The sequence below is a fragment of the Nioella sp. MMSF_3534 genome (assembly GCF_030732985.1).
Classification (GTDB): domain Bacteria; phylum Pseudomonadota; class Alphaproteobacteria; order Rhodobacterales; family Rhodobacteraceae; genus Nioella.
Window position 1 is genome coordinate 1 of the sequence record NZ_JASHJX010000027.1, and the last position, 24369, is coordinate 24369.

Sequence of the window (24369 nt, forward strand, 5' to 3'; positions counted from 1 at the left end):
GGGGTGGAGCAGCCCGGTAGCTCGTCAGGCTCATAACCTGAAGGTCGTAGGTTCAAATCCTACCCCCGCAACCAAAAATCTAATGTAATGTCCGATGCTTTAGTGCAGGATGTGAATCCCATTTGTCAACACAGTCTGGACTTCCGCGCATCGCCGGACCTGCCAGCGGCCATGTCATCGCCGCAGAGAAATGCCTGATGCGTGACCGCACCTCCGCTTTCCCCCGACGCACACAGCCTACGGGCTCCGTGGCGGGGATGCCAAAAGCGGTAATGTGGTGCAGCTCCGTTCACCGGGGCCGGAGCTCAGCGGCCTGTCGGCAGAACCATCCGGCGCGGGTCGGCAAGAAGGCGCGCGTAGTGGGTCAGGAAACGTGCCGCGTCGGCGCCATTGATGACCCTGTGATCGTAGCTGAGATCGAGAGGCACCATCGGAACGGGGGACCAGTCTCCGTTCTCCCAGACCGGCACGGTTTCGGTGCGGGTCAGGCCAAGGATCGCCACCTCTGGCGGGTTCACGATTGGCGTGAAGGCCGTGCCGCCGATGCCGCCGAGGTTGGAGATCGACATCGATCCGCCGCCCATCTGCTCGCCCGAAAGCTTCCTTGCCTGCGCCCGGCCGGCAAGGTCGGTGATATCGGCTGCGATCTGCCACAGGCCCTTCTTGTCCGCGTCGCGGATGACGGGAACCATAAGGCCATGGGGCGTGTCCACCGCAATGCCGATATGGACGTAGTCCTTCAGCACCAGCGTTTCGCCATCCGCAGTGAGCGAGGCGTTGAAGCGCGGGAAGGCGCGCAGGGTCCGCGCCAGCGCCATGACGTGGAAGGCCAGCGCGGTGATCTTAACCCCGCGCGCCGCGCCTTCGTCTTTCAGAGACTTGCGGAAGGCCTCGACCGCGCGCATGTCGGCGCGGTCGTGATGGGTGACCTGCGGGATCATGGCGTTCGCTGCCGACAGGTTGGCAGAGGCGATCTGCGCGATGCGTGACATCGGTTCTTCCGTCACGGGGCCATAGGCCGCGTGATCCACGTCCCAGTAGCGGCTGGCGTCGGGGGTGCTGGCGGCGGGCGCACTGCCGCCCCCGCCCAGATGCGCGTCCACGTCTTCACGGCCAAGCGTCGTCCGGCCCGTGGCCCTGGCCACCGCTTCCAGGTCGACGCCCTTGTTCGCGGCGTAGTGCTTGGTGCTTGGGCTTGCCTGAATGTCCATGATGCCCCCTTACCAGCTGGCCGAGATATATTGGGTTTCCATGAACTCCAGCATGCCCTCGTGTCCGCCCTCACGGCCAAGGCCCGACTGTTTCACACCGCCGAACGGCGCGGCGGGGTCCGAGACGAGGCCACGATTGAGGCCGACCATCCCGTATTCCAGCCGCTCACAGACCTGGATCGCGCGCTTCATGTCCTCGCTGAACACATAGGCCACCAGCCCGTATTCGGTATCGTTGGCGCGGGCGATCACGTCTTCCTGGTCGGTGAAGGTCTGGATCGCGGCGACCGGGCCGAAGATCTCGTCCTTCACGCAGTCCGCGGTTTCCGGCACGTTCGACAGCACGGTCGGCGGGTAGAAGAAGCCCTTGCCGTTCGGCACCGTGCCCCCGCATTCCAGCTTCGCGCCCTTGGCCAGCGCGTCCGAGACGAACTCCGCCACCTTGTCGCGGGTATCGGCATTGACCAGCGGACCCACGTCGACGGAAGGATCGGTGCCGTCGCCCACCTTCAGCGCTTCCATGCGCTCGGTCAGTCGGCGCGTGAATTCCTCGGCCACATCCTCATGCACATAGATGCGGTTGGCGGCGGTGCAGGCCTCGCCCAGATTGCGCATCTTGGCCAGCATGGTGCCCTCGATGGCGGTGTCCATGTCGGCGTCGTCGAAAACGATGCAGGGCGCGTTGCCGCCCAGTTCCATCGCCGGTTTCAGCACCTGATCGGCGGCCCCCTTGAGCAGCTTGCGGCCCACGCCGGTGGACCCGGTGAAGCTGATCACACGGACACGCGGATCGTGCATCAGGTGATCGACCAGCGCACCGGTGCGGCGCGAGGGCAACACGTTCACGAGGCCCGCAGGCACGCCCGCCTCTTCCAGCAGCGGCATCAGCGCCAGCATGGTCAGCGGCGTTTCCGAGGCGGGCTTGATGATGACGCCGCAACCGGCGGCAAGTGCGGGGGCGATCTTCCGCGTGCCCATGGCGGCGGGGTAGTTCCACGGCGTGACCAGTACGGCAAGGCCCGCGGGCTTGTGCTGCACGATGATCCGCGCGCCGGAGGCGGGGGCGTGGGTGATCAGCCCGTCGGCGCGCACGGCCTCTTCCGCGAACCAGCGGAAGAACTCGGCGGCATAGGTGGCTTCGCCCTTGGCATCCACGCCCGCCTTGCCGTTCTCCAGCGTGATCAGGTTGGCGAAATAGTCGAGCCGCGCGGTCATCAGTTCCCACGCCTTGCGCAGCACCTCGGAGCGTTCGCGCGGGGTGCGCGCGGCCCAGTCCTTCATTGCGGCCTCGGCGGCGTCGAGGGCTGCATCGGCATCGGCAAGCTCGGCAGAGGCGACAGAGGCCAGAACCTCCTCGGTCGCGGGGTTCAGAACGTCGAAACGGGTCTTGTCGGCACCTTCGCGCCATTCGCCGTTGATATAGAGATCGGTGTGTTCCATGTCGGTCCTCGCGGGGGTCAGAGCAGATGGCGGAGCGGTTCGGCAAGCCGACCGGCGAATCCGCCGATAAGGGAAAGCGCTTGCGGGGCAGAGAGCTGCCCGGGCGCACATTCGAGCGTGATGGTCAGGGTGTCGCCCATGCCGGTCAGGGTCAACACCGGGGTCGCTTCCGCCCCGAGATTGACCGACGTGATGGGCGATCCCGCAAGATCGCGGATGGTCAGGGCCGGTTCCGCATCCTCGGGCATCACACGGGTCTGGCCATGGGCTTCGACAGCAATGGCCGCCAGCGGATCGCCAAGGGACGCCGCGGCAAAGCGGGCCAGCAACGCGGCGCGGTCCACAGGCGCGCCGGTGTCCTCAGTGGCCCATGCACAGAAATCCGCGAAAGCCTTGGCGGGAACCTCGGCTGTCAGATGACGACCGGCGGCGGCGGTGGTCGGGGTGGGTTCGGCGGTCGCGTCGGGCAGGCTTCTCAGCACCTCCAGATCCGAGACATGGTAGGGCTGTGGATGACCGGCGTCGACCAGCCGTTGCAGGTCCAACCCTTCCTCCAGCGCAATCCGGCGGGCCTTGGGTGAGGCGAGGATACGCCCCCCTGTGGTGACCGGTGCTGCGGCTTTCGCCACCGGTTCGGCGGCGGGTTTCGGGGCAGGCGCGGGTTTGGCCTGTTCCTTCACCGGGGCGGGGGTTGGTTGAGCGCCACCCGACCAGCTGCGGCTGACAGGGTTGGCCGGGGCCTCGGCAGAGATGATGGCGATGACCTCGCCCACGGGCGCGGCTTCGCCCGCCTCGGCCAGAAGCGCGGCGACATAACCGTCATGGCCTGACTCGACCTCCATCGTGGCCTTGTCGGTTTCCACCTCGAACAGGATATCGCCCGAGGCCACGGCATCGCCGGGGGCCTTGTGCCAGGCCACGATCACGCCTTCGTCCTGCGCCATGCCAAGCGCGGGCATGATGACGCCGGTGCCGTCGGGCAGGTCGTCGCTGGCTGGGGAGTCAGCCGCCGGGGCAGGGGCCGGGGCTGCGGTGCCGCTGCCCTCCGCCGTGTCCGAGATCAGCGCAATCACGTTGCCTACGGGCACGTCGTCGCCATCGCCTGCGGTCACGTCGGTCAGGTACCCGTCCGCCGGAGATTCGACCTCCATTGTCGCCTTGTCGGTTTCCACCTCGAACAGCGCATCGCCCGCCTTGACCGCATCGCCGGACTGTTTCAGCCAGCTGACGATCTTGCCGGTGTCCTGCGCCATCCCGAGGGCGGGCATGATCACCTCATGCGGCATGGATCATCTCCCCCGACATGAGCTTGCGGGCGTTCTCTGCCACCGCCTCGGGCGTCGGGACGGTGATATCCTCAAGCGCCGGGCTGAAGGGCACCGGCACGTCCATCGCCCCCATGCGCAGCACCGGCGCATCAAGGTGATAGAAGGCCTTTTCGTTGATCCGGCCCGCGATTTCGCCGGTGATGCCGAAGCTCTGGTGGCCTTCATCAACCACGATCACGCGGGAGGTCTTCTTGGCCGACTCGATCAGCGTCTTTTCGTCCAGCGGCACGATGGTGCGCGGGTCGATCACCTCGGCGCTGATGCCCTCGGCGGCCAGCATCTCGGCGGCCTTTTCACAGACCTGCACCATGGAAGACGTGCCGATCAGGGTGATGTCCGTGCCTTCGCGCTTGATATTCGCCTCGCCGAAGGGGATCAGGTATTCCTCTTCGGGCACCGGGGCCTTGTCGTTATACATCAGCTTGTCTTCGAAGATCACGACCGGGTTGTTGTCGCGGATCGCGGTCTTCATCAGCCCCTTGGCCTCATAGGCCGAAGAGGGCAGCGCCACTTTCAGGCCCGGAATATGGGCCACCAAAGCATGCAGCGATTGCGAGTGCTGTGCGGCCGACCGCCGGGTCGCGCCCAGGTTGGTGCGCAGAACCAGCGGCACGCTCAACTTGCCGCCTGACATATAATGGGTCTTGGCGGCCTGATTGCAGAGCTGATCCATGATCAGGTAGATGAAATCGCCGAACATAAGATCCACCACGGGGCGGGAACCGGTCATGGCGGCGCCGACGGCCAGCCCCATGAAACCGGGCTCGGCGATCGGCGTGTCGACGACGCGCGCTGTGCCGAATTCCTCGACCAGGCCGGACAGCACCTTGAACGGCGTGCCCGCCTCGGCCACGTCTTCGCCGATGATGAAGACGGTTTCGTCGCGGCGCATTTCCTCGGCCAGCGCCTCGTTTACCGCCTGGGACAGGGTGATATTACGCATGTGTCTTTCTCCTCAGGCCGTATCGCGGGCAAGCGCGTGTTCAATGTCGGTGTAGACATGCATGTCCACCTCGGAGACGTCCGGGTACTTGGCGTTCAGCGCGTATTCCACGGCGTCCGCCGCGTCCTGCTTGATCTCTGCGTTCATCGCATCGAGATCCTCTTCGCTGGCGATGCCCTCCTCGACCAGCCACGAGCGGAAGCGGATGATCGGATCGCGGTTTTCCTTCCAGTCCTTCTCTTCTTCCTTGGACCGGTAGTATTCGCGGTTGATGTCGCCCACATGGTGCCCGTGATAGCGATAGGTCATCAGTTCCATGAAGAACGGACCTTCACCCTTGCGGGCGCGATCGACGAGCTTCTGGGTCAGGGCATTGACGGCAAGAACGTCCTGCCCGTCCACCTGATGCGCCTCGATGCCGAAGGCCTCGGCGCGGGCGGTGATGGAGCCGGCAGCGATCTCGTCGGTTCTGGTGTACTCGGAATAGCCGTTGTTTTCACAGGCATAGATGACCGGCAGGTTCCATAGCGCGGCCATGTTCATGACCTCATACATCAGCCCCTGCGCCGTGGCGCCGTCACCAAAGAAACAGACGGTCACATCGTCTTTGCCGAGCAGTTTGGCAGAGAAGGCCGCGCCGGTGGCGATGCCCATGGAGCCGCCGACAATGGCGTTGGCCCCGAGATTGCCGTTGGACTGGTCGGCGATATGCATCGAGCCGCCCTTGCCCCGGCAATAGCCCTCTTCCTTGCCCAGAAGTTCGCAGAACATCTCCTTGAACTCGGCGCCCTTGGCCACGCAATGGCCGTGGCCCCGGTGGGTCGAGGTGATCTTGTCGGTAACCCTCAGCGCTTCGCAGATGCCCACGGCGACGGCTTCCTCGCCGGAATACATATGGGTAAGGCCCGGCATCTTGGCTGACAGGTAGAGTTGGTTGGCATTGTCCTCGAAGGTCCGGATGCGCACCATCTGGCGGTACATCGTCAGGTAGTCTTCGGTGTTTGTTTTCGATTTGGCCATAGCGGGCTTCCCCCTTGAACGGGCGCCGGGCGCACGGCCCGGCCTGCATCGTGGCAGGTGGCCGGGTTTTCACCCGGCCACCCGTCTCAATAACGGTTGGCGATCGGCAGTTCTTCGGCCGGGAAGAGGCTGATCACCTCGCAACCGGTCTCGGTAACCACCACTTCTTCTTCGATCCGTGCCGCCGAATACCCGTCCGTCGCCGGGCAATAGGTTTCCAGCGCGAAGACCATGCCGGTCTTGATCTCCATCGGGTGATCCATACTGACCGCGCGGGAGATGATCGGGCGTTCGTGCAGCGCGAGGCCAAGGCCATGGCCGAATTGCAGGCCGAAGGCGGCGTCTTCGTTGGGGAAACCGAGGCTTTCCGCCGTCGGCCAGACTTCGGCCACCTTGTCGGTGGTCACGCCCGGTTTGATCATCGCAATGGAGGCGTCGATCCATTCCCGCGCCTTCACATAGGCGTCGTTCTGGGACGGTGTCGCGCGGCCCACGTTGAACGTCCGGTAATAGCAGGTCCGATAGCCCTGATACGATTGCAGAATATCAAAGAAGGCCTGGTCGCCGGGGCGGATCAGACGGTCGGTGAAGTTATGCGGATGCGGGTTGCAGCGTTCGCCGGAAATGGCGTTGATCGCCTCCACATCGTCCGAGCCCATTTCGTAGAGCAGCTTGTTGGACATGGCGACGATGTCATTCTCGCGCACGCCGGGTTTCAGCTCTTCATAGATCATGTGGTAGACGCCATCGACCATGCTGGCCGCCTGCGTCAGAAGCTGGATTTCGTCCCAGTTCTTGATCTCGCGCGCCGCCAGCATGATCTGCTGGCCGTCGACCACGTGAATGCCTTCTTCCTGCAGCGCGTGGAACATCGCCGTTTCGGCATAGTCCACGCCCACGGGCATATCGGCCATGCCTGCATCCTTGATCAGCTGCGCAATCATCTTGGCATATTTCTTCATCAGGCCGAATTCCGGCGGGATCGTGCCGCGCATGCCGACAACGCCGGCCAGGCAGTGATCGGGCTCCAGCCAATCCGAATAGCGCTTGTGATGCACCGCCGCCGAACCGAAGTCCCAGACATAGGGGCTGTCATCGCCGGTCAGCAGGCAGAAGCGGCACATCTTGTCCCGTTCCCATTCACCGATCTTGGTCGCGGACACGTAGCGGATGTTGTTCACATCGAACAGCAGCAGCGATCCGGCGGGGGAATTCTGCAAGCTCTGCCGCGTGCGGGCCAGACGGTAGCGGCGCAGGCGGTCATGGTCGACTCGCTTTTCGAAATCGACCGAGGTGTGACCCCAAGCCGGGATCTTGTCACGCCATTCCCAGTTGGTTTCAAGATCCTGCGGGGTGAGCAGGTTTGGCATGAGTGCATTGCCGGGGCGTTCTGACATCGGAAACTCCTTTCGGGTGCGGCCATGCGCACCCGGTTTGTTGCTGAAAGGTGTGGTGTTGCGGGCCTATTTCGTGACCCAGCCACCATCGATCGAGATCATCTGGCCGGTCATGTAGTCGCTGTCGTTGGACGCGAGGAACGATGCGGTGCCGGTGATGTCATCGGGATAGGAGACGCGCTTGATCACAAGGTTGTTCTCGACGATGTCGTCATAGGCCTGACCGGCGCGTTCCTTGAAGCCGATCTCGACCAGGTCCTTGTCGAGCTGTTCCCAAAGCGGCGTCACAACCACGCCGGGCGCGTAACCGTTCACGGTGATGTTGTGCTCGGCCAGACCAAGCGCGCCGCATTCGGTCAGCGCAAGGCAGCCATATTTGGAGGTGCAGTAGACGGTCACGTCCACCAGCGGCTTGCGCGAGGCGATACTGCCCACGTTGATGATCTTGTAGGGGTGATCTTCCATCGGGCCCTGGGCGATCATCTGGCGGGCGGCTTCCTGCATGCCCAGCCACATGGCCTTGGTGTTGACGTTCATGATCATGTCCCAGTTGTCTTCATCGATATCCATGAAGAACCGGGGCTTGTTGAGGCCCGCGTTGAACAGCGCCACGTTGATGCTTCCAAAGGCCTCGACACAGGCGGCCACGGCGGCTGCGTTGTCTTCGCGCTTGGTGACGTCCATCTTGACCGCAATCGCCTTGCCGTTGCCGGCCGCGTTGATCCTGTCGGCAACCTTCTGCGCTTCGTCGAGATCAAGGTCACCGAGGCACACATTGGCACCCTGTGCCGCGAAGGCCTCTGCATTGCCTGCGCCCATGCCGCGCGCGGCGCCGGTGATCAGGATATTCTTGCCGTTGAGTCGATTGGGGTCCATTGGGGTTCCTCCTCTAATCCCTGTGTTGTCGCATGACCTGTTCGGCGCGGGACTGAACCCGTGCCAGGGTCTCGCGCGGGGTTGAGACACCCCGCAGCATGTCGTGAAGCTCCTCTCCGCAGATCGCGATCAACTGGTTGATCTGCGGGACCGGCGGGCGGGGCCAGAATTGCAGTTCGTCATGCCAGGACATGGCATCGACGGCCTCGAAGATGGGCGATAGCTGGCGCACGTCGGGATCCGCGCCGACCGAGTAGCGGGGCGCTGTGCGGCTGCCATGCTGGACATAAAGCTTCTGCGCCTCGGGCGAGGTGAAGGCGACAAGCGCCTTGGCCGCCTCTCGCTTCCTCTCATCCGGCAGGTTCGATGGAATGCACAGAACATAGCCGCCCACGGGTGCGATCGGGTGGCCGGACGGCCCTGCGGGATGCGGCAGGTAGCCGGTGTTGCCATTGGCGGGCGATTTCTCGTCCAGCTCGAAATAGGGGGCCAGCAGGGTATAGCCGTAGGCCATGGCGATCTTGCCCGCCGCATAGGGGCGGACGCGTTCGTACCACGACATCGACAGGATATCGGGCGGCGAGAATTCCAGCAGCGCCATCAGGTACTCGGCCGCCTCCAGCGCACGCGGCGTGTCGATGCTCGGCACCAGGTCGTCGCGGTTTAGGCGGCCCGCGTCGAAGCCCCCCGCGATTTCCGCAAGATTCAGGATCGGCTGGCCGAAATCGGCGCAGGTCATCATGAATGTATGGCCAAGCGCGGTGCCACGCGCGGCGTTCCATGCGATGCCGTAGCGGCCCTTTCGCGGCTCGTGAAAGGTCTTTGCGGCCTCAAGTACGGCGCCTGTGGTCCGTGGCGGTTCAAGCCCGGCCTCGGCGAACCAGTCCTTGCGGTAGAACATCAGTTCAGGCGTGGTCTGGCTTGGTACGCCATAGGGCTGGCCCGCCCAATGCGCGGCTTGCCAGCCCGCGGTATGGAAGTCGCCCGGATCGAGCGACTCGACATCCAGTATGTCGGTCAGCGGTGTCAGCAGGCCCTTGGACACGAATTCACCGATCCAGGGCAGGTCCACGGCGATGATGTCATAGCGGCTGGCCGGACGTTCGCCGTTGCGCAACGCTTCTTCATGCAGCCGGTCGATGGAAAAGGCCCGTTGGCTGATCTTGGTGCCGACGACCTGCTCGAACTGGCGCTTCAGGCTTTCCATCACCATGAAGGTGGGATCGCCATGAACAAGGATGCGCAGGCCCCCGCTCAGCGAAAGCGGCTCTGGCAGAACCTTGGGCGGCTGGATCGAACGGCCGATCTGGTAAGAGCCGCCGAAATAATACTCCGCCTCGGACCGGGAGCTGCCCGCTTCGCCCACATGCTTCTTCGCCATGCGCAGCAGCCGGTCCGCCAATTGCCCCCAGTTCTGCATGAGCAAGGCACTGGGATGGAGAGAGAAGCTCTTGCCGGTCTTGGTGCGCGGGCGGGTTTCGATCAGCCCGGCATCTTGCAGTTCCGCCAGTTTGCGCCGCGCGGTGGCGTAAGGCACTGCAGACGCCGCGATCACCGAGGACGCGGTGCTGATCCGGCCCTCCAGGTGGTTCTTCACAAGGTGAAGCGCCATGTTGAGATGCGGATTGGGCGAAGCGACATCCAGCATGGACTCGATTTCAGAGGAAAAATCCTCTATCAGATCAATGACCTGCAACATATCCGACGAGACATAGGGCGGCTTGCCGGGGGTCACCGGACTGCCACCTAACAAATATTCGTTTTGAATATTTTTCATGTCCCTGTCGTCTTCGGATATATGTGCTGCGGGTCTGCCCACGGGGGGATTCGGCTGTCGCATGTCTCGCCTCAGTTGCTTTTGACGGATTGGGAAGGCCGCAAGAACAGCACAGATATCCGTTTTGAACAACAAAATGTTCGAAATGAACAAATCCAATGCGGACCAGAAACCCAAAAAACGCGACCAATGCGTCATTCGGCAGCCCAAGGGTGATTCCCTGTGGACGGGCCGCCGGGGACAACGAGAATTGATTTCATCTAAGGGAGGAACCAGGATGAACATTCGCACCAAGGCCATGATCGCAGGAACCACCGCACTTGCGGGGCTTGCCCTTGCTGGCGCAGCGTCGGCTCAGGAAACGTTCACGATCGGCATCACTCAGAACAACGTGGGCGTCGACAGCTACCAGACGACCTATGAAGAAGCGTTCATCGCCGCAGCAGAAGCAGATCCCAATGTCGAGGTTGTCGTGCTTGACGCGGGCGGCGACGTGTCCCGCCAAATCGCGCAGATGCAGGACCTCGTGCAGCAGGAAGTCGACGCGATCATCATCTGGCCGACCAACGGTCAGGCCGTGATCCCCGCCGTGCGCGAAGCGTACCAGGCCGGCATTCCGGTGATCGTCACCAACTCCAACATCGCGGAAGAAGGGTTCGACTTCGTCTCCTCCTTCTCCGGCCCCGACAACATCACCCAGGGCTCGCGTTCCGCGGAAATCATGTGTGACCGTTTCATCGAGCTTGGCATCGAGAACGAAGCGCGCGTCGTGCAGATCTCCGGTCAGCCCGGCTACACCACCGCCATCGAGCGGGCGCAGGGTTTCGAAGATCGCCTGCCCGAGGTTTGCCCGAACGTCACGCTGGTCGAAACCCAGCCCGGCAACTGGAACCGCGAAGACTCGCAGCGCGTGATGGAAGCGTTCCTCGTTCAGTATGACGACATCGACGGCGTCTACTCGGGCGACGACAACATGGGCGTGGGCGCCCTTAACGCAGCGATTGCCGCAGGCCGCGCCGAAGGCATCACCTTCGTCGGCGCCACCAACTTTGCCGTGGGCTACGACGCCATGGGCCGTGGCGAATACTGGGGCTCGATCTACCAGTCGCCGGTCGATGACGCAGAGGCCGCCCTGGCCACCGCGATCGCCATCCTGAACGGCGAAGAAGTGCCCTTCCTGAACTACTTCGACACGCCGAAGATCACCCAGGACAACATGGACGAGTTCGACCGTCCGGTCTTCTGATCCACTGACAGGCCGGGGCCGGACCGAACGTGTCCGGCCCTGTGCCGCTTTGACTGCCAAACAAGAACAACGACAGACCGGGGGAGGGCGTCATGGGACGAGTCTCGGGGCGTGCCTGCATCGTGACAGGCGCTGCGCAGGGCATTGGCCGCGCCATCGCAGAGGCGTTGCTGGACGAAGGCGCCGATGTGTGTTTTGCTGATATCAATGCAGACAAGGTCGCCACGGTCGCGGCCGCCAACGAGGGCCGTGCCAAGGCAGGCGGCGGCCGCGTCATTTCTGCGGCGGTAAACGTCACCGACCGGGAACAGGTCCGCAGCATGATTGCCAAAACGGTCGAGGCGTTTGGCAAGCTGGACGTCAAGTTCAACAATGCCGGCGTCAACAAGCCGATGAATTTTCTCGATGTGACCGAGGACAACTGGAAATTCATTATGGACATCAACGGGCTGGGATGCCTGATCGGCATGCAGGAGGCCGCGCATCAGATGATCGCGCAGGGAACCGGCGGCAAGATCATCAATACCGCCTCGATTGCCAGCCGGCAGGGATTTGACAATGTGGCACCCTATTGTGCCTCGAAATGGGCCGTGGTGTCGCTGACGCAATCGGGCGCGCGGGATCTGGCCAAGCACAATATCACGGTCACCGGTTTCGCGCCGGGTGTGGTTGCCACCGAGATGTGGGATCAGGTCGATCAGGACCTGATGGAGATCGGTGCAGCCGAGCGTCCGGGGCAGGCGATGGAGGAGTTTTCGGCCGATATCCTGAAGGGCCGCGTGGCAAGACCCGAGGATATCACCGGAACGACGACCTTCCTGGCGGCGAAGGACAGCGACTACATGACCGGCCAGATCGTGATGATCGACGGAGGAATGACGCTGGTCTGACTGCCCTTCAAATCGGGGCGGGCGGCCAGAGGATCAGGGAAATAACAGTGCCGCGCGAAACGCGCGCTGTTCGGGAGGAGAGAAGATGGCAGAGAAGAACCTGGACGCGGTAGGCCGCTTTCTGGCCCGACAGGGCATCTTGGTGGCTTTCGTGCTTTTTATGGTCGGATTTTCACTTTGGAATCCGCGCTTTATCGACATTGACAATGTGTTCGGCGTGATCCGGTCCTCGGCGATCTTGGGGGTCATGGCGCTTGGCGTGACCTTCGTGGTGATCGGCGGCAACCTTGACCTCTCGGTCGGGTCGCTGATGTCGTTCTCGGCCATCGTGGTTCTTGACCTGCACGAAAACCCGGCCTTCGGCCCCTATCTGGCGATCCCCGCCATGTTCGCCATGACCATGGCCATCGGGGCGCTGATCGGCTTTCTCGTGGGGTATCTGAGGCTCAACTCGCTGATCGTCACACTGGGGATGCTGTCGGCCATTCACGGCCTGACGCTGACCTGGTCGGGCGGGCAGAACATGGATATCGCCAATCAGGACGCCACCTGGTTCGGCGTCTTCGGGCGTGGCACGGCTCTTGGCATTCCGATCCCGGTTCTGATGTTCGGCCTCTTGGCGGCGGTGCTGGCGATCCTGCTTGCCAAGACGCCCTTTGGCCGAAAGGTTTATGCCGTGGGCGGCAACGGTACGGCGGCGACCTTTTCCGGCATTCCACGGGCAAGGGTGGTCTTCTTCACCTACATCATCTCTTCTTTCTGCGTCGCGACTGCCGGTCTGATACAGGCCAGCCGCACCATGGGCGCGCAGAACACCGTGGGACAGGGGATGGAGCTGGAGGTTCTGGCCGCCGTCATCCTCGGGGGCGCGTCCCTGCTTGGCGGCTCGGGCACCGTGTTCAAGACCGTGATCGGCGTGCTGATCCTCGGCTTCATCCAGAACGGTCTGTTGCTGGCGGGGCTCGAGTTCTACGTCCAGTTCGTCGTGACCTGGGTCATCATCATCCTTGCCGTGTGGCTCGATATCGCCACCAAGCGCGGCAAGCTCTGGTCAGCGATCGCGTGAGGGGACAGACAGATGAAAAGCGATAACATGTCCAACCTCATCAAGAACGGCGCCATATGGGGCTTCATCGTACTGGAACTGATCTTCTTCCAGGTCGCCGGTGAATTCTGGTCGCTGTCTGAACGCGCCTTCATGGATCTCGACAACATGCTGCTGCTGCTCAAGCAATCGGCACCCATCGGGATCATCGCGGTCGGCATGACGGTGATCATGATCAACGGAAATATCGACCTGAGCGTCGGGGCGATCTACGCACTTTGTGCCATCGTCATGCTCGACTCGATGTCCTGGCCGTTCATGGAATCCCTTGGCGATTGGGCGATCCCGCTGGCGTGGCTGTTCGCCCTGCTGACCGGGGCGGTTCTTGGCCTGATCAACGGCGTCATCGTGTGGAAGACGGGCGTCGATGCGTTCATCGTGACGCTTGGCTCGATGCTCGGCTACCGGGGCCTTGTCTTCATGTATAACGGCGAGAACCCGACCTATCACCTGAACTGGACGATGGTGGATATCGCGGAATGGGACATTTTCGGGGTCGAAACCCCGGCGCTTGTCTTTCTTGCGGTGGCCCTGATCGTCTGGTTCGTGATGACCCGCACCGTGCATGGGCGCAATGCCTACGCCGTCGGCAACAACCGCGAGGCGGCGGTTAACGCCGCGATCCGGGTGGGGCCGCACATGCTGATCAATTTCGTGCTGATCGGCTTTCTCGCAGCGCTGTCGGCGGTGACCTTCTATTCCGGAAGCGGCTCGGTCAATCCAAATGACGGGATGCTGTTCGAGCTTTGGGCCATCACCGCCGTGGTGCTTGGCGGCACCAAGCTGATCGGCGGGGCGGGGTCCATCGTAGGCACTTTTGGCGGCGTTATCGCGATCCAGCTTCTGCGCAAGGGTCTTGGCCATATCGGTGCCGACACCGCAACCGTGAACCTTGTGATCGGCCTTATCCTTATCGCGGTGCTGTTCCTTGATCGGCAGCTGAACGTGAAAGGCAAAGAGGAGTTGAAGGTATGACCGAGCAAACCCCCGTCCTGCGACTGGAAGGCATCGTAAAGACTTTTCCAGGCGTCCGTGCCCTCGACGGCGTTTCCCTGACCCTGCTTCCGGGCGAGGTCCATGCCCTGATGGGTGAAAACGGTGCCGGGAAATCCACGCTGATGAAGGTGCTTGGCGGCATATACCAGCCCGACGAAGGCCAGATCATCGTCGATGAACAACCGGTGGTCATGTCCGGCCCGCTGGAAGCCAAGGCCAAGGGCATCGTCTTCATTCACCAGGAACTCAGCCTCGCAACGGAGCTCAGCGTTGCCGAAAACATCTATCTTGGCGAATTGCCGCGAAAGCGGTTCGGACTGGTGGATTGGGCACAGCTTGAGGCCAACACCAACAAGATCCTCAAGAAACTGAATGTCGGTTTCAACGCGAAGACCCGTGTCGGCAGCCTTTCGATTGCCAATCAGCAGATGGTCGAGATTGCCCGCGCCCTCACCGTGGATGCAAAGGCGGTAATCTTCGATGAACCGACCGCGTCCCTGACCGACGCGGAAAAGGTGGTGTTGTTCGAAGTGATCGCCGATCTGCAATCGCAGGGTGTCGGCATCGCCTATATCTCTCACCGGATGGAAGAGATCTTCAAGATCACCGACCGGATCAGCGTTCTGCGCGACGGTCAGTATCAGGGAACCGTCAACGCCGCCGAAACCGACGAGGAAGGCGTGACCCAGATGATGATCGGGCGAAAGCTCGACCTCAGCCGCAACGAAAGCCATCACGAATTGGGCGAAGTGGCCATCGAGGTGCGCGGACTGAGCTGTGGCAACCTGTATCATGATGTCAGTTTCGAGGTGCGCCGGGGCGAGGTTGTCGGCTTCTATGGGCTTGTCGGTGCGGGCCGCACCGAGATTGCTGAAACGCTCTTTGGCCTGCGCAACCCGTCGGCAGGCACCATCCTGATGAATGGTGAGGAAGTGACCATCCAGTCGCCAGCCGATGCCATTGCGCGCGGCATTTCCCTGGTTCCCGAGGACCGAAAGGGGCAGGGTCTGGTTCTTGGTATGAATTGCCGGGACAACATGACCTTGCCGCAGGTCGGGGATCTCACGGCGGGGCCATTCGTGTCCGACGGCGCGGAGGTGGCGATCTTCGATCAATACCGCGACAAGCTCGATATCCGCACCCCCGGCTGGAGACAAACGGTCGGCAACCTTTCGGGCGGCAACCAGCAGAAGATCGTCATCGGCAAATGGCTGTCCATGCATCCCAATGTGCTGATCGTGGACGAACCGACGCGCGGCATCGACGTGGGCTCCAAGTCCGAGATTCACAACCTGATCCGCGAACTGGCCGCGCAGGGCTATGCCGTCATCGTCGTCAGTTCCGAAATGCCCGAGGTTCTGCATGTCTCGGATCGGATCGTGGCGATGTATATGGGGCGGATCATCCGCACCTTCACGTCGGAGGAGGTGACCGAGGACAATCTGATTCAGGCGATCTCCGGGATCGAAGGCGGGAAGGTCGCCTGAGATGAAGGTCGGATTTGCCGGCCTCGGCAGAATGGGGGCCCGCATGGCCGCAAACATTGCGGGCGCGGGATATGAGGTGATCCTCTGGAACCGCAGCCCCGACAAGGCGCGCGACCTCGCGGCGGCCACCGGCTCTGTCAGCGCCGACTCTCCCCGGGCGCTTGCGGATGCCGCCGATATCGTCGTGACCATGCTGGCCGACGATGCCTCCTCCGAGGCGGTCCATTTCGGACCGGAGGGCCTGTTCGCCGGGTCGCGCGCCACGTATTTCGTCGAAATGGGGACGATGAGCCCCGATCACATTGCCGATCTGGCGGCCAAGGCCCCAACGGGTCGCCACGTGATCGACGCGCCCGTATCGGGTGCCACGCAGGCGGCTGAGGACGCGCAATTGCTGATCATGGCGGGCTGTTCCCAAGACATGCTGGCCCCCATCCAGCCGCTCTTCGACGTGATGGGCAAGCAGACGATCTGCCTTGGCCGCACAGGCGCGGGCGCTGTCATGAAGCTCGCCGTCAACATGCTGATCCACGGCATCAACCAGACCTTTGCGGAGGCGATGACCTTGGCCGAGGCGACGGGCATCCCCACCGAAGCGGCGTTTGAGGCGATCGAGGCCAGCGCCGCCTGCGCGCCGATGCTGACCTACCGCAAGCCGCTCTATCTCGACGAGGCCGCCCATGACGTCACCTTCACCGTCGCGCTCGCGCAGAAGGACATGCGGGTCACGGCGGAACTGGCGGGCAAACTGGGCGTTCCCCTGCCGCAATCAAAGGTGACGCTGGACATCCTGACCGAGGCGGCGGGCGCGGGCTATGACGCGCGCGACATGGCCGCAATCCTGAACTACATGCGAGGAAAACAGACATGAAAGCCGCGCTTTTCGCCGGTGGCTGGGAAGGCCACGCCCCCACGGATTTCAGCGACTGGTGCAAGGCGCTGTTGGAAGACAACGGCTTCGAAGTCGATGTCTACGACACGCTGGAGCCGCTGGCCTCGCCGGAGAAACTGGCCGATGTCGACCTGATCGTGCCGATCTGGTCCTCGGCCCGGTCCGGCCACAAGGAAGAGTTCGGCAACATGACCAAGCCGCAGGAAGACGGGCTGCTGAAGCTCATCTCCGAGGGCAGGGGCATCGCAGGCTGGCACGGCCATATGGGCGACGCCTTCCGCGACCGGCCGACCTATCATTTCCTCATCGGCGGGCAATTCGTGGCGCATCCGCCGGGCTGGCCCGACAACCTGCAACCGGCCGAGGATTACATCGACTACGACGTAACGATCTGCAAACCCGCCGACCCGCTGGTGCAGGGGATCAAGAGTTTCCGCCTGAAATCGGAACAATACTATATGCTCGTCGATCCCTCCAACGAGGTGCTGGCCACAACCACCTTCAGCGGCGATCACCTGTGGTGGATCGAAGGCACCGTCATCCCCGTGGTCTGGAAACGCCGTTGGGACAAGGGCCGGGTGTTCTATTGCTCCATCGGGCACGAGTTGAGCGACCTGAAAGTGCCGCAAGTGACCGAGATCCTGCGCCGGGGCATGATCTGGGCGGCAACCCGCGCGGACTGATACCGGCTGGCACGGTCCGTCCACATGGCTGATATAGCGCAAGGGAACGCGCCCGCGGGATCGTCCCTGCGGGCGCTTTTCGGGTTTGTGACGCCGGTATCCGCGCTGTCCGGCGCGCCGCGCTTGTCGGCGGAAAGAGCGGGCAGTTGACAGGCTGCCTTCATAAAGCTTAACAAAGCAACTATACAAGCTGCTTCAGCCCGTGCATGATCGTAGGCGTGATCGGAGGATACGATGCCAATTCCTGCCCCCAACCTGTCGCCGCCATTCAATATTGTTCGTCTCAGCCATGTGGAGCTGCGCGTGACCGATCTGGGCTGGGCACGCGGGTTTTATGTGGACACGCTCGGGCTGCAAGTCACGCACGAGGATGCCGATGCGATCTACCTGCGGGCGATGGAGGAACGCGGTCATCATTGCCTGATCCTGCGCCGGGCCGAGGCCGGGTCTGTCGGCAGTCTGGGCTTCAAGCTCTGGAGCGAAGAGGATCTCGACAAGGCCGCGCATTGGTTCGCAGCCCGCGATCTGCCTGTTGACTGGATCGACCGTCCCTTCATGGGCCGGGTGCTGGCCACGCGCGATCCGTTCGGGGTGCCGCTGGAATTCTACGCGCATATGGACCGGCTGCCCCCGATCCACCAGCAATACAAGCTGTATCGGGGTGTCAAACCGCTCCGCATCGACCATTTCAACCTGTTCTCATCGAATGTGGATGAGAGCGTGGCCTTCTATAACGAATTGGGTTTTCGCGTCACGGAATACACCGAAGACGCCGAGACGGGCCGGACCTGGGCGGCGTGGATGCACCGAAAGGGCGGCGTGCATGACATCGCCTTCACCAACGGCACCGGGCCGCGGCTGCATCATGTGGCTTTCTGGGTGCCAACGCCGCTCAACATCATCGACCTGCTCGATCTGATGTCGACCACCGGTTATCTGGACAACATCGAACGCGGACCGGGGCGGCACGGGATATCCAACGCCTTCTTCCTCTATATCCGCGACAGGGATGGGCACCGGACCGAGATTTATTGTTCCGATTACCAGACCATCGACCCCGATCACGAACCGATCAAATGGGACCTCAAGGACCCGCAGCGCCAGACGCTTTGGGGCGCGCCCGCGCCCCGCAGCTGGTTCGAGCTTGGATCGGTTTTTGACGGCGCTACGCTGGTTGACAGCGATCTGGCCTCCCAGCCCATCATTGCCCCCTGAGAGGTGCCCGACATGACTGCATTACCCGCCCGTATCGCTGCCTTCCAAGTCGATGGCGCGGACCGTTATGGCGTGGTGACCGATGCCGGCATCATCGACATGACACCGCAGTTTGGTGCCCGCTTCGCCACGCTTCAGGCTATTGTGGAGGCCGACGCGCTGGAAGAGGTTATCGCAGCGGCAAAGGGGCAGGCCCCGACCTATCAGGAGGATGATGTCACCCTCCTGATCCCGGTGGCGCAGCCCGAAAAGATCATATGCATCGGTGTGAACTTCCCCGACCGGAATGCCGAATACAAGGACGGGCAGGCCGCGCCCGGCAAGCCGTCGATGTTCATCCGCTTCCCGCGCAGTTTCGTTGGCCACGGCCAGAACCTGATTCGCCCGCCGGAATCCCCGCAGCTGGACTACGAGGGCGAGGTGACCATCGTAATCGGCAAAGGCGGCCGCCGCATCCCGCGCGAAGAGGCGTATGACCACATCGCCGCCCTGACGCTGTGTAATGAGGGCACCATCCGCGATTGGGTGCGGCATGCAAAATTCAACGTCACGCAAGGAAAGAACTGGGATCGGTCTGGTGCGATCGGCCCGTGGCTGGTGCCGTTCCGGGACGCGACGCAGCTTGATGACATCCAGCTCACCACCCGCGTCAATGGCGAGGTGCGGCAGCAGGACCGCACGGGCCGGATGCTCTATGATTTCCGCTATATCGTGAACTACGTCTCGACCTTCACGACGCTGGTCCCCGGCGATGTCATCGTCTGCGGCACCCCAACCGGCGCAGGCGCGCGGTTCGATCCGCCGATCTGGCTGAAACCCGGCGATGTGATCGAGGTGGAGGCCGAGGGTATCGGCATTCTGCGCAACGGGGTGGAGGATGAAGGATGCTAACGCAGGCCGAGGTGGATCAGGCGGCGCAGGATCTGTTGCAGGCCGAGGCGGACCGCCGACAGATCGGCCTGCTGTCCCTGCGCCATCCGGGGATCACGCTGGATGATGCCTATGCCATTCAATCCGCCCAGATGGCCCGCAAACTGGCCGAGGGGCGCAAGATTATCGGCTGGAAGATCGGCCTGACCTCCAAAGTCATGCAAGACGCCCTTGGCATCGACACGCCCGATAGCGGCGTCATCTATGACGACATGGATTTTGCGGATGGCGGCACCGTGCCCGCCGGGCGGTTCATCCAGCCCAGGATCGAGGCGGAGATTGCGTTTGTTCTAAAGGCTCCGCTCAAAGGCCCCGTGACCCGCGAACAGGTTCTGGCCGCGACCGACTATGTCGCCCCCGCCATCGAGATCCTCGACACCCGCATACAGCGCATGGACCCCGCAACCGGTCAGCCGCGCAGGATCTTCGATACCGTGGCCGACAACGCCGCGAATGGTGGCATCGTTCTGGGGTCGCAACGCCACGCGCCAGAGGATTTCGACCTTCGTTGGGTCGGTGCGATCCTGACGAAGAACGATCAGGTCGTGGCCACCGGGCTAGGCGCTGCCGTACTGAACGATCCCGTGATGGGCATCGTCTGGCTGTCGGACCGCATGGGCCAATACGGCCAGAATATGGAGGCTGGTCAGGTGGTTCTGGCGGGGTCTTTCGTGGCCCCGGTCGAATGCCCGCCGGGCACGGATATTCATGCGGATTACGGGCGTTTCGGGTCGGTTTCGGTGCGGTTCGCCTAAAACGGCATCCCCGAAAACCGTGCCACCAGTTCCGCGATGTTGCGGGCGTCGAATTTCTTCAGCAGCCGCGCGCGGTGCTGTTCGACGGTGCGGTAAGATAGGTCCAGCTTGCGCCCGATTTCCTTGGAGGTCAGGCCCTGCCCTGTCAGCATCGCGACCTCTCGTTCGCGGGGGGTCAGCTGCACCACGGGCCGCGCCTCTGACAAGTCGGAAAACGACCAGACTCCGCGTGCGAACGGATCATCGGGCGTCAGCGACCGGCCCCGGCCCCGGCACCAGAAGAGCTCGCCGCTCAGGCGCTGCATGATCCGTTCATCATCATAGGTGCCGCTTTCACGCATCGCCGCAAGGCCACGTTCGCCGATCCTCTGGTAGTCCTCGACCGATGGATAAAGCCGCGCCATGTCCATGCCTTCGAACCCCTCCACCGGGCCGGCGAAGATCTCGGCAAAACGCAGATTGGCGGCCCGGATCACCCGGTTTTCCAGCAGGACAAGGCCAAGCGGCGCATGGGTGAAGGCAAGGGCGTGCGGGTCCATACCCGTAAGCTTAGCGCGATTGGGCAGCTTTGGGGATACCCCGTGATGCCCCCCGTAATTCTACGGAATTGCCCGGTGCCACGCGCGGGCGCATCCTGCCGCCAGCATCAAAGGAGGAACCGGAAATGGTTCATATCGTCGGTTGGGGTCACACGAAATTCGGCAAGCTGGAAGGGCAGGGGGTTGAGGATCTTGTCGTGGAAGCAGGGCGAGAGGCGCTGGCCCATGCGGGCATTGCACCGGGTGAGGTGGACGGCATCTGGATGGGCCATTTCAACGGCGGCATGGTGCCCGATGGCTTCCCCGCCTCGATGGCCCTGTCGATTGACCCCGCCATGCGCTTCACCCCCGCGACCCGGCTGGAAAACGCCTGCGCCTCTGGTTCTGCCGCCGTTTTCGCCGCGCGCAATGCGATCCTTGCAGGTGAAGCGAAAATCGCGCTTGTGCTTGGGGTTGAGAAGATGACCCACCTGCCCACCCGCGATGTGGCCGCCGCGCTCGGCCACGCCGCCTACCAAAAGGAAGAGGCGGGCCTGTCCTTCCCCGCCGTCTTCGCGGGCTTCGCGCGGGCCTATTTCGACAAGCACGGCGACAAAACCGAGGCACTTGCGATGATCGCCGCCAAGAACCACGCCAACGCGATGTCGAACCCGCTGGCGCAGTTGCACAAGGAGCTGCCGGTGGAATTCTGCGCGACGGAAAGCGAGCGGAACCCGATGATCGCCGCGCCCTTGAAGATGTCGGATTGTTCGCTGGTCTCTGACGGGGCGGCGGCCATCGTGCTGGTGGCCGACGATGTGGCCAAGACCATGCCCCGCGCCGTGCGCCTGCGGGCAGCCGAACAGGTGAACGACTTCCTGCCCATGTCGTGCCGCGACCTGACGGCGTTCGAAGGCCCGCGAGAGGCGTTTCGCCGGGCGTTTCTGGCCGGTGGCGTGACGCTCGACGATCTGCATGTGGCCGAGGTGCATGACTGCTTCACCATCGCCGAGCTGATGATTTACGAGGCCATGGGGTTGGCTGCCCCCGGTCAGGGCGAGACCCTGCTGCGCGACGGCGCGGTCATGCGGAACGGGCGGTTGCCGGTGAACCTATCGGGCGGGCTGAAGGCCAAGGGGCACCCGGTGGGGGCCACCGGCGTCTCCATGCATGTGCTCGTGTCGCGGCAGGTGACCGGCACCGCAGAAGAGATGCAGCAAGACGGCGCGTCTTTGGGTATGGTGTTCAATATGGGCGGCTCTGGCGTCGCCAATTACTGCACCATTCTGGAGGCCGAGCGCGCCTGATGAACATATCCTTCTGGCTTCACCGTATGGCTCAGGTCAGCCCCGACCGGCCTGCGATGTATCTTGGAAATGATCTTGTAGAAGACTATGCCAGCTTCCATGCGAAGGCCGCTGCCGTGGCGGGCTGGCTTTCCGCCAAGGGCATCGGCCCCGGCGACCGAGTGGCGCTGTTCATGAAGAACGTGCCCGACTACCTGATCGTGCAATATGGCGCGTGGTATGCGGGTGCTGCGGTGGTGCCGATCAATGCCAAGCTGCACGGGCGAGAGGCCGCGTGGATCATCGGCGATTCCGGCACCAGGCTGAGTTTCGCCTCGCCCGGAATGGCCGAAGATTTGCGCGATGCAGAGGCGACCGGTGAGATCGTCGATATAAGCACCGGGATGGATGCCATCTACGCCACCGACCCGATCCCCCCGCAGGACCGCAGCCCGGAGGATCTGGCGTGGCTCTTCTACACCTCCGGCACCACCGGGCGGCCCAAAGGCGTGATGATCACCCACCGGATGCTGATCACCATGGCGCTCTGCTATGAGGTCGATGCCGATGCGGTCAACGCCGATGACGCCGCGCTTTACGCCGCGCCCCTGTCCCACGGGGCGGGGATCTACAACCTGATGCATGTCCGCGCCGGTGCGCGCCATGTCTTCCCGCCCTCGGGCGGCTTTGACGAGGCCGAGATCTTCGCGCTGGCCAAGCATCACACCCGCATACACATGTTCGCCGCCCCCACCATGGTCAAACGCATGACCGAGATCGCGAAAGCGACCGGCGAAAGCGGAGAAGGGTTGCGGACGGTCGTCTATGCGGGCGGGCCGATGTATGTCGCCGACATCATCGAGGCGGTGGACCATTTCGGGCCGGTCTTCGCGCAGGTCTATGGGCAAGGCGAATGCCCGATGGGGATCACCGCGCTTTCTCGTCATGACGTGACCGACCGCAGCCACCCCCGCTGGCGCGAAAGGCTCGCCTCGGTCGGGCGTGCGCAATCGGCGGTCGAGGTGCGGATTGGCGACGCCGAGGGCAACCCGCTGCCGTCTGGAGAGCATGGGGAGATCATGGTCAAGGGCGACACCGTCATGCCCGGCTATTGGCAGAACCCCGAGGCGACGGCGAAAACGCTGGTGAATGGCTGGCTGATGACCGGCGATATGGGGTTCATGGACGCAGATGGCTACGTCACCATGCAGGACCGGTCCAAGGACATGATCATCTCGGGCGGCTCCAACATCTACCCGCGTGAGGTCGAAGAAGTGCTGCTGATGCACGACGCCGTGTCAGAGGCTTCGGTCGTCGGCAAACCGCATCCCGAATGGGGCGAGGAGGTGGTGGCCTTCTATGTCGGACAGGCACGGCCGGAGGAGCTGGATCAGCTCTGTCTCGACAATATCGCCCGGTTCAAACGGCCCAAGCACTACCGCCGGGTCAAGGCGCTGCCCAAGAACAATTATGGCAAGGTACTTAAGACCGAGCTGCGCAAACTGCTGGAGCATGACAGATGACGGATCTTTCGGGAAAAACGGCGCTGGTCACCGGATCGGTGCAGGGGATCGGTTTTGCGATTGCCGAGGCATTGGCCGGGGCAGGCGCGCGGATCGCCCTGCATGGGATCGCCGATGATGCGCAGATTGACAAGGCAAGCGCCGCCCTGTTGGCCGCTGGCGCAAGTGAGGTCCGCTTCTTCCCCGGCGACCTTATGCAGCCAGAAGAGATTGATGCGCTGATGGCGGCGGTGGCCGATTGGGGCGGGGTGGATATCCTCGTGAACAACGCCGGTATCCAGCACCCCGCGCCGATCAGCGACATGCCGCGCGCCAGCTGGAATGCGATCATCGCCGTGAACCTGTCGGCCGCCTTCCATACCATGCAGCACGCCCTTCCGGTCATGGCGGATCGGGGCTTTGGCCGGGTGGTCAATATCGCGTCGGTTCAGGGTCTGATCGGCTCGGTCCACAAGGCGCCCTACGTGGCGGCCAAGCATGGCATCATCGGCCTGTCGAAAGTGGCGGCGCTGGAATATGCGACGGCGGGCAGCAAGACCTCGGGCGGCGTCACGGTGAACTGCATCTGCCCCGGCTGGACCGAAACCGCGCTGATCGTGCCGCAGATCGAGGCCCGCGCCCAGATCATCGGCGGCGACCGCGACGCAGCCATCGCCGACCTGCTGGCCGAGAAACAACCCACCCGCCGCACCTCTGACCCATCCGAGATCGGGCGGCTGGCGCTGTGGCTGTGCGATCCCATGGCCCATAACGTCACGGGCACGGCGATCCCCGTCGATGGCGGCTGGACGGCGCAGTAGGGCGCTAGCGGGCGTTCTTGAATTGTACAGAATTATGTGCATATACCTGTA

Annotated in this window: 22 protein-coding genes; 13 read left to right on the plus strand and 9 right to left on the minus strand. The window is 63.0% G+C overall.

Going from position 1 to position 24369, the window contains the following annotated elements; translation table 11 throughout:
- Positions 1-305 precede the first annotated feature (305 nt).
- The 8 genes from RBB16_RS12315 to RBB16_RS12350 form a co-directional block, all read right to left on the minus strand.
- Positions 306-1211: a 2-oxo acid dehydrogenase subunit E2 gene (locus tag RBB16_RS12315; protein ID WP_306046456.1), complete on the minus strand. Its 906-nt coding sequence runs from the start codon at positions 1209-1211 to the stop codon at positions 306-308.
- A 9-nt stretch (positions 1212-1220) separates the two neighbouring features.
- Positions 1221-2651 carry an NAD-dependent succinate-semialdehyde dehydrogenase gene (locus RBB16_RS12320; RefSeq protein WP_306046457.1) on the minus strand — a complete coding sequence of 477 codons (1431 nt, stop codon included), beginning with the start codon at positions 2649-2651 and terminating at the stop codon, positions 1221-1223.
- Between the two features lie 17 nt (positions 2652-2668).
- Entirely contained in the window at positions 2669-3937 is a 1269-nt protein-coding gene (locus tag RBB16_RS12325) for a biotin/lipoyl-containing protein (protein ID WP_306046458.1), read from the minus strand.
- Entirely contained in the window at positions 3927-4922 is a 996-nt protein-coding gene (locus RBB16_RS12330) for an alpha-ketoacid dehydrogenase subunit beta (protein WP_306046459.1), read from the minus strand. Before RBB16_RS12330 ends, RBB16_RS12325 begins: the two co-directional genes overlap by 11 nt.
- A gap of 12 nt (positions 4923-4934) precedes the next feature.
- Positions 4935-5942 (minus strand): thiamine pyrophosphate-dependent dehydrogenase E1 component subunit alpha, encoded by a 1008-nt coding sequence (locus RBB16_RS12335; protein ID WP_306046460.1) that lies wholly within the window; start codon positions 5940-5942, stop codon positions 4935-4937.
- 86 nt (positions 5943-6028) lie between these two features.
- Entirely contained in the window at positions 6029-7339 is a 1311-nt protein-coding gene (locus tag RBB16_RS12340; protein WP_071691346.1) for a Xaa-Pro peptidase family protein, read from the minus strand.
- Positions 7340-7405: 66 nt separating this feature from the next.
- A complete protein-coding gene (locus RBB16_RS12345; RefSeq protein WP_306046461.1) occupies positions 7406-8215 on the minus strand; it encodes an SDR family NAD(P)-dependent oxidoreductase in 810 nt (269 codons plus the stop codon).
- Positions 8216-8228: 13 nt separating this feature from the next.
- Entirely contained in the window at positions 8229-9992 is a 1764-nt protein-coding gene (locus RBB16_RS12350; protein ID WP_371931242.1) for an ABC transporter substrate-binding protein, read from the minus strand.
- Between the two features lie 277 nt (positions 9993-10269).
- Here RBB16_RS12350 and RBB16_RS12355 point away from each other — a divergent pair, with 277 nt between their 5' ends.
- The 10 genes from RBB16_RS12355 (at position 10270) to hpaH (ending at position 20191) form a co-directional block, all read left to right on the plus strand.
- Positions 10270-11238: a sugar ABC transporter substrate-binding protein gene (locus RBB16_RS12355; protein ID WP_071691344.1), complete on the plus strand. Its 969-nt coding sequence runs from the start codon at positions 10270-10272 to the stop codon at positions 11236-11238.
- A 92-nt stretch (positions 11239-11330) separates the two neighbouring features.
- Positions 11331-12128, plus strand: coding sequence for an SDR family NAD(P)-dependent oxidoreductase (locus RBB16_RS12360; protein WP_306046462.1), 798 nt, complete (start codon positions 11331-11333; stop codon positions 12126-12128).
- An 85-nt stretch (positions 12129-12213) separates the two neighbouring features.
- Positions 12214-13194 (plus strand): ABC transporter permease, encoded by a 981-nt coding sequence (locus tag RBB16_RS12365; RefSeq protein ID WP_071691342.1) that lies wholly within the window; start codon positions 12214-12216, stop codon positions 13192-13194.
- A gap of 12 nt (positions 13195-13206) precedes the next feature.
- Entirely contained in the window at positions 13207-14208 is a 1002-nt protein-coding gene (locus RBB16_RS12370) for an ABC transporter permease (RefSeq protein WP_306046463.1), read from the plus strand.
- Positions 14205-15716 (plus strand): sugar ABC transporter ATP-binding protein, encoded by a 1512-nt coding sequence (locus tag RBB16_RS12375; RefSeq protein ID WP_306046464.1) that lies wholly within the window; start codon positions 14205-14207, stop codon positions 15714-15716. The genes RBB16_RS12370 and RBB16_RS12375 overlap by 4 nt, the downstream gene beginning before the upstream one ends.
- A gap of 1 nt (position 15717) precedes the next feature.
- On the plus strand, positions 15718-16587 hold the full coding sequence (locus RBB16_RS12380; RefSeq protein ID WP_306046465.1) for an NAD(P)-dependent oxidoreductase: 870 nt from the start codon (positions 15718-15720) through the stop codon (positions 16585-16587).
- Positions 16584-17291: a ThuA domain-containing protein gene (locus RBB16_RS12385; RefSeq protein ID WP_306046466.1), complete on the plus strand. Its 708-nt coding sequence runs from the start codon at positions 16584-16586 to the stop codon at positions 17289-17291. The genes RBB16_RS12380 and RBB16_RS12385 overlap by 4 nt, the downstream gene beginning before the upstream one ends.
- 234 nt (positions 17292-17525) lie before the next feature.
- Positions 17526-18506, plus strand: a complete 981-nt coding sequence (gene hpaD / locus RBB16_RS12390) for a 3,4-dihydroxyphenylacetate 2,3-dioxygenase (RefSeq protein WP_306046467.1) — start codon at positions 17526-17528, stop codon at positions 18504-18506.
- Positions 18507-18518: 12 nt separating this feature from the next.
- Complete coding sequence (locus RBB16_RS12395; RefSeq protein ID WP_306046468.1) at positions 18519-19397, plus strand: fumarylacetoacetate hydrolase family protein; 879 nt, start codon at positions 18519-18521, stop codon at positions 19395-19397.
- On the plus strand, positions 19391-20191 hold the full coding sequence (gene hpaH, locus RBB16_RS12400) for a 2-oxo-hept-4-ene-1,7-dioate hydratase (RefSeq protein WP_306046469.1): 801 nt from the start codon (positions 19391-19393) through the stop codon (positions 20189-20191). The genes RBB16_RS12395 and hpaH overlap by 7 nt, the downstream gene beginning before the upstream one ends.
- On the opposite strand, the gene RBB16_RS12405 is transcribed toward hpaH, so the two are convergent.
- Positions 20188-20730: a PAS and helix-turn-helix domain-containing protein gene (locus tag RBB16_RS12405; protein WP_306046470.1), complete on the minus strand. Its 543-nt coding sequence runs from the start codon at positions 20728-20730 to the stop codon at positions 20188-20190. The two genes, hpaH and RBB16_RS12405, sit on opposite strands and share 4 nt — an antisense overlap.
- Before the next feature lie 125 nt (positions 20731-20855).
- Here RBB16_RS12405 and RBB16_RS12410 point away from each other — a divergent pair, with 125 nt between their 5' ends.
- Genes RBB16_RS12410 through RBB16_RS12420 form a run of 3 tightly spaced genes read left to right on the plus strand, consistent with a single transcriptional unit; the run spans position 20856 to position 24318 of the window.
- A complete protein-coding gene (locus tag RBB16_RS12410) occupies positions 20856-22016 on the plus strand; it encodes an acetyl-CoA acetyltransferase (protein ID WP_306046471.1) in 1161 nt (386 codons plus the stop codon).
- On the plus strand, positions 22016-23518 hold the full coding sequence (locus tag RBB16_RS12415; RefSeq protein WP_306046472.1) for a class I adenylate-forming enzyme family protein: 1503 nt from the start codon (positions 22016-22018) through the stop codon (positions 23516-23518). The genes RBB16_RS12410 and RBB16_RS12415 overlap by 1 nt, the downstream gene beginning before the upstream one ends.
- Positions 23515-24318, plus strand: a complete 804-nt coding sequence (locus RBB16_RS12420) for a 3-hydroxybutyrate dehydrogenase (protein WP_306046473.1) — start codon at positions 23515-23517, stop codon at positions 24316-24318. The genes RBB16_RS12415 and RBB16_RS12420 overlap by 4 nt, the downstream gene beginning before the upstream one ends.
- Positions 24319-24369: the final 51 nt, after the last annotated feature.

Excerpts from the sequence above, each read along its gene's own strand:
- RBB16_RS12315 (WP_306046456.1), bottom strand. The coding sequence starts at position 1,211 with ATGGACATTCAGGCAAGCCCAAGCACCAAGCACTACGCCGCGAACAAG.
- RBB16_RS12320 (WP_306046457.1), bottom strand. The coding sequence starts at position 2,651 with ATGGAACACACCGATCTCTATATCAACGGCGAATGGCGCGAAGGTGCC.
- RBB16_RS12325 (WP_306046458.1), bottom strand. The coding sequence starts at position 3,937 with ATGCCGCATGAGGTGATCATGCCCGCCCTCGGGATGGCGCAGGACACC.
- RBB16_RS12330 (WP_306046459.1), bottom strand. The coding sequence starts at position 4,922 with ATGCGTAATATCACCCTGTCCCAGGCGGTAAACGAGGCGCTGGCCGAG.
- RBB16_RS12335 (WP_306046460.1), bottom strand. The coding sequence starts at position 5,942 with ATGGCCAAATCGAAAACAAACACCGAAGACTACCTGACGATGTACCGC.
- RBB16_RS12340 (WP_071691346.1), bottom strand. The coding sequence starts at position 7,339 with ATGTCAGAACGCCCCGGCAATGCACTCATGCCAAACCTGCTCACCCCG.
- RBB16_RS12345 (WP_306046461.1), bottom strand. The coding sequence starts at position 8,215 with ATGGACCCCAATCGACTCAACGGCAAGAATATCCTGATCACCGGCGCC.
- RBB16_RS12350 (WP_371931242.1), bottom strand. The coding sequence starts at position 9,992 with ATGAAAAATATTCAAAACGAATATTTGTTAGGTGGCAGTCCGGTGACC.
- RBB16_RS12355 (WP_071691344.1), top strand. The coding sequence starts at position 10,270 with ATGAACATTCGCACCAAGGCCATGATCGCAGGAACCACCGCACTTGCG.
- RBB16_RS12360 (WP_306046462.1), top strand. The coding sequence starts at position 11,331 with ATGGGACGAGTCTCGGGGCGTGCCTGCATCGTGACAGGCGCTGCGCAG.
- RBB16_RS12365 (WP_071691342.1), top strand. The coding sequence starts at position 12,214 with ATGGCAGAGAAGAACCTGGACGCGGTAGGCCGCTTTCTGGCCCGACAG.
- RBB16_RS12370 (WP_306046463.1), top strand. The coding sequence starts at position 13,207 with ATGAAAAGCGATAACATGTCCAACCTCATCAAGAACGGCGCCATATGG.
- RBB16_RS12375 (WP_306046464.1), top strand. The coding sequence starts at position 14,205 with ATGACCGAGCAAACCCCCGTCCTGCGACTGGAAGGCATCGTAAAGACT.
- RBB16_RS12380 (WP_306046465.1), top strand. The coding sequence starts at position 15,718 with ATGAAGGTCGGATTTGCCGGCCTCGGCAGAATGGGGGCCCGCATGGCC.
- RBB16_RS12385 (WP_306046466.1), top strand. The coding sequence starts at position 16,584 with ATGAAAGCCGCGCTTTTCGCCGGTGGCTGGGAAGGCCACGCCCCCACG.
- hpaD (WP_306046467.1), top strand. The coding sequence starts at position 17,526 with ATGCCAATTCCTGCCCCCAACCTGTCGCCGCCATTCAATATTGTTCGT.
- RBB16_RS12395 (WP_306046468.1), top strand. The coding sequence starts at position 18,519 with ATGACTGCATTACCCGCCCGTATCGCTGCCTTCCAAGTCGATGGCGCG.
- hpaH (WP_306046469.1), top strand. The coding sequence starts at position 19,391 with ATGCTAACGCAGGCCGAGGTGGATCAGGCGGCGCAGGATCTGTTGCAG.
- RBB16_RS12405 (WP_306046470.1), bottom strand. The coding sequence starts at position 20,730 with ATGGACCCGCACGCCCTTGCCTTCACCCATGCGCCGCTTGGCCTTGTC.
- RBB16_RS12410 (WP_306046471.1), top strand. The coding sequence starts at position 20,856 with ATGGTTCATATCGTCGGTTGGGGTCACACGAAATTCGGCAAGCTGGAA.
- RBB16_RS12415 (WP_306046472.1), top strand. The coding sequence starts at position 22,016 with ATGAACATATCCTTCTGGCTTCACCGTATGGCTCAGGTCAGCCCCGAC.
- RBB16_RS12420 (WP_306046473.1), top strand. The coding sequence starts at position 23,515 with ATGACGGATCTTTCGGGAAAAACGGCGCTGGTCACCGGATCGGTGCAG.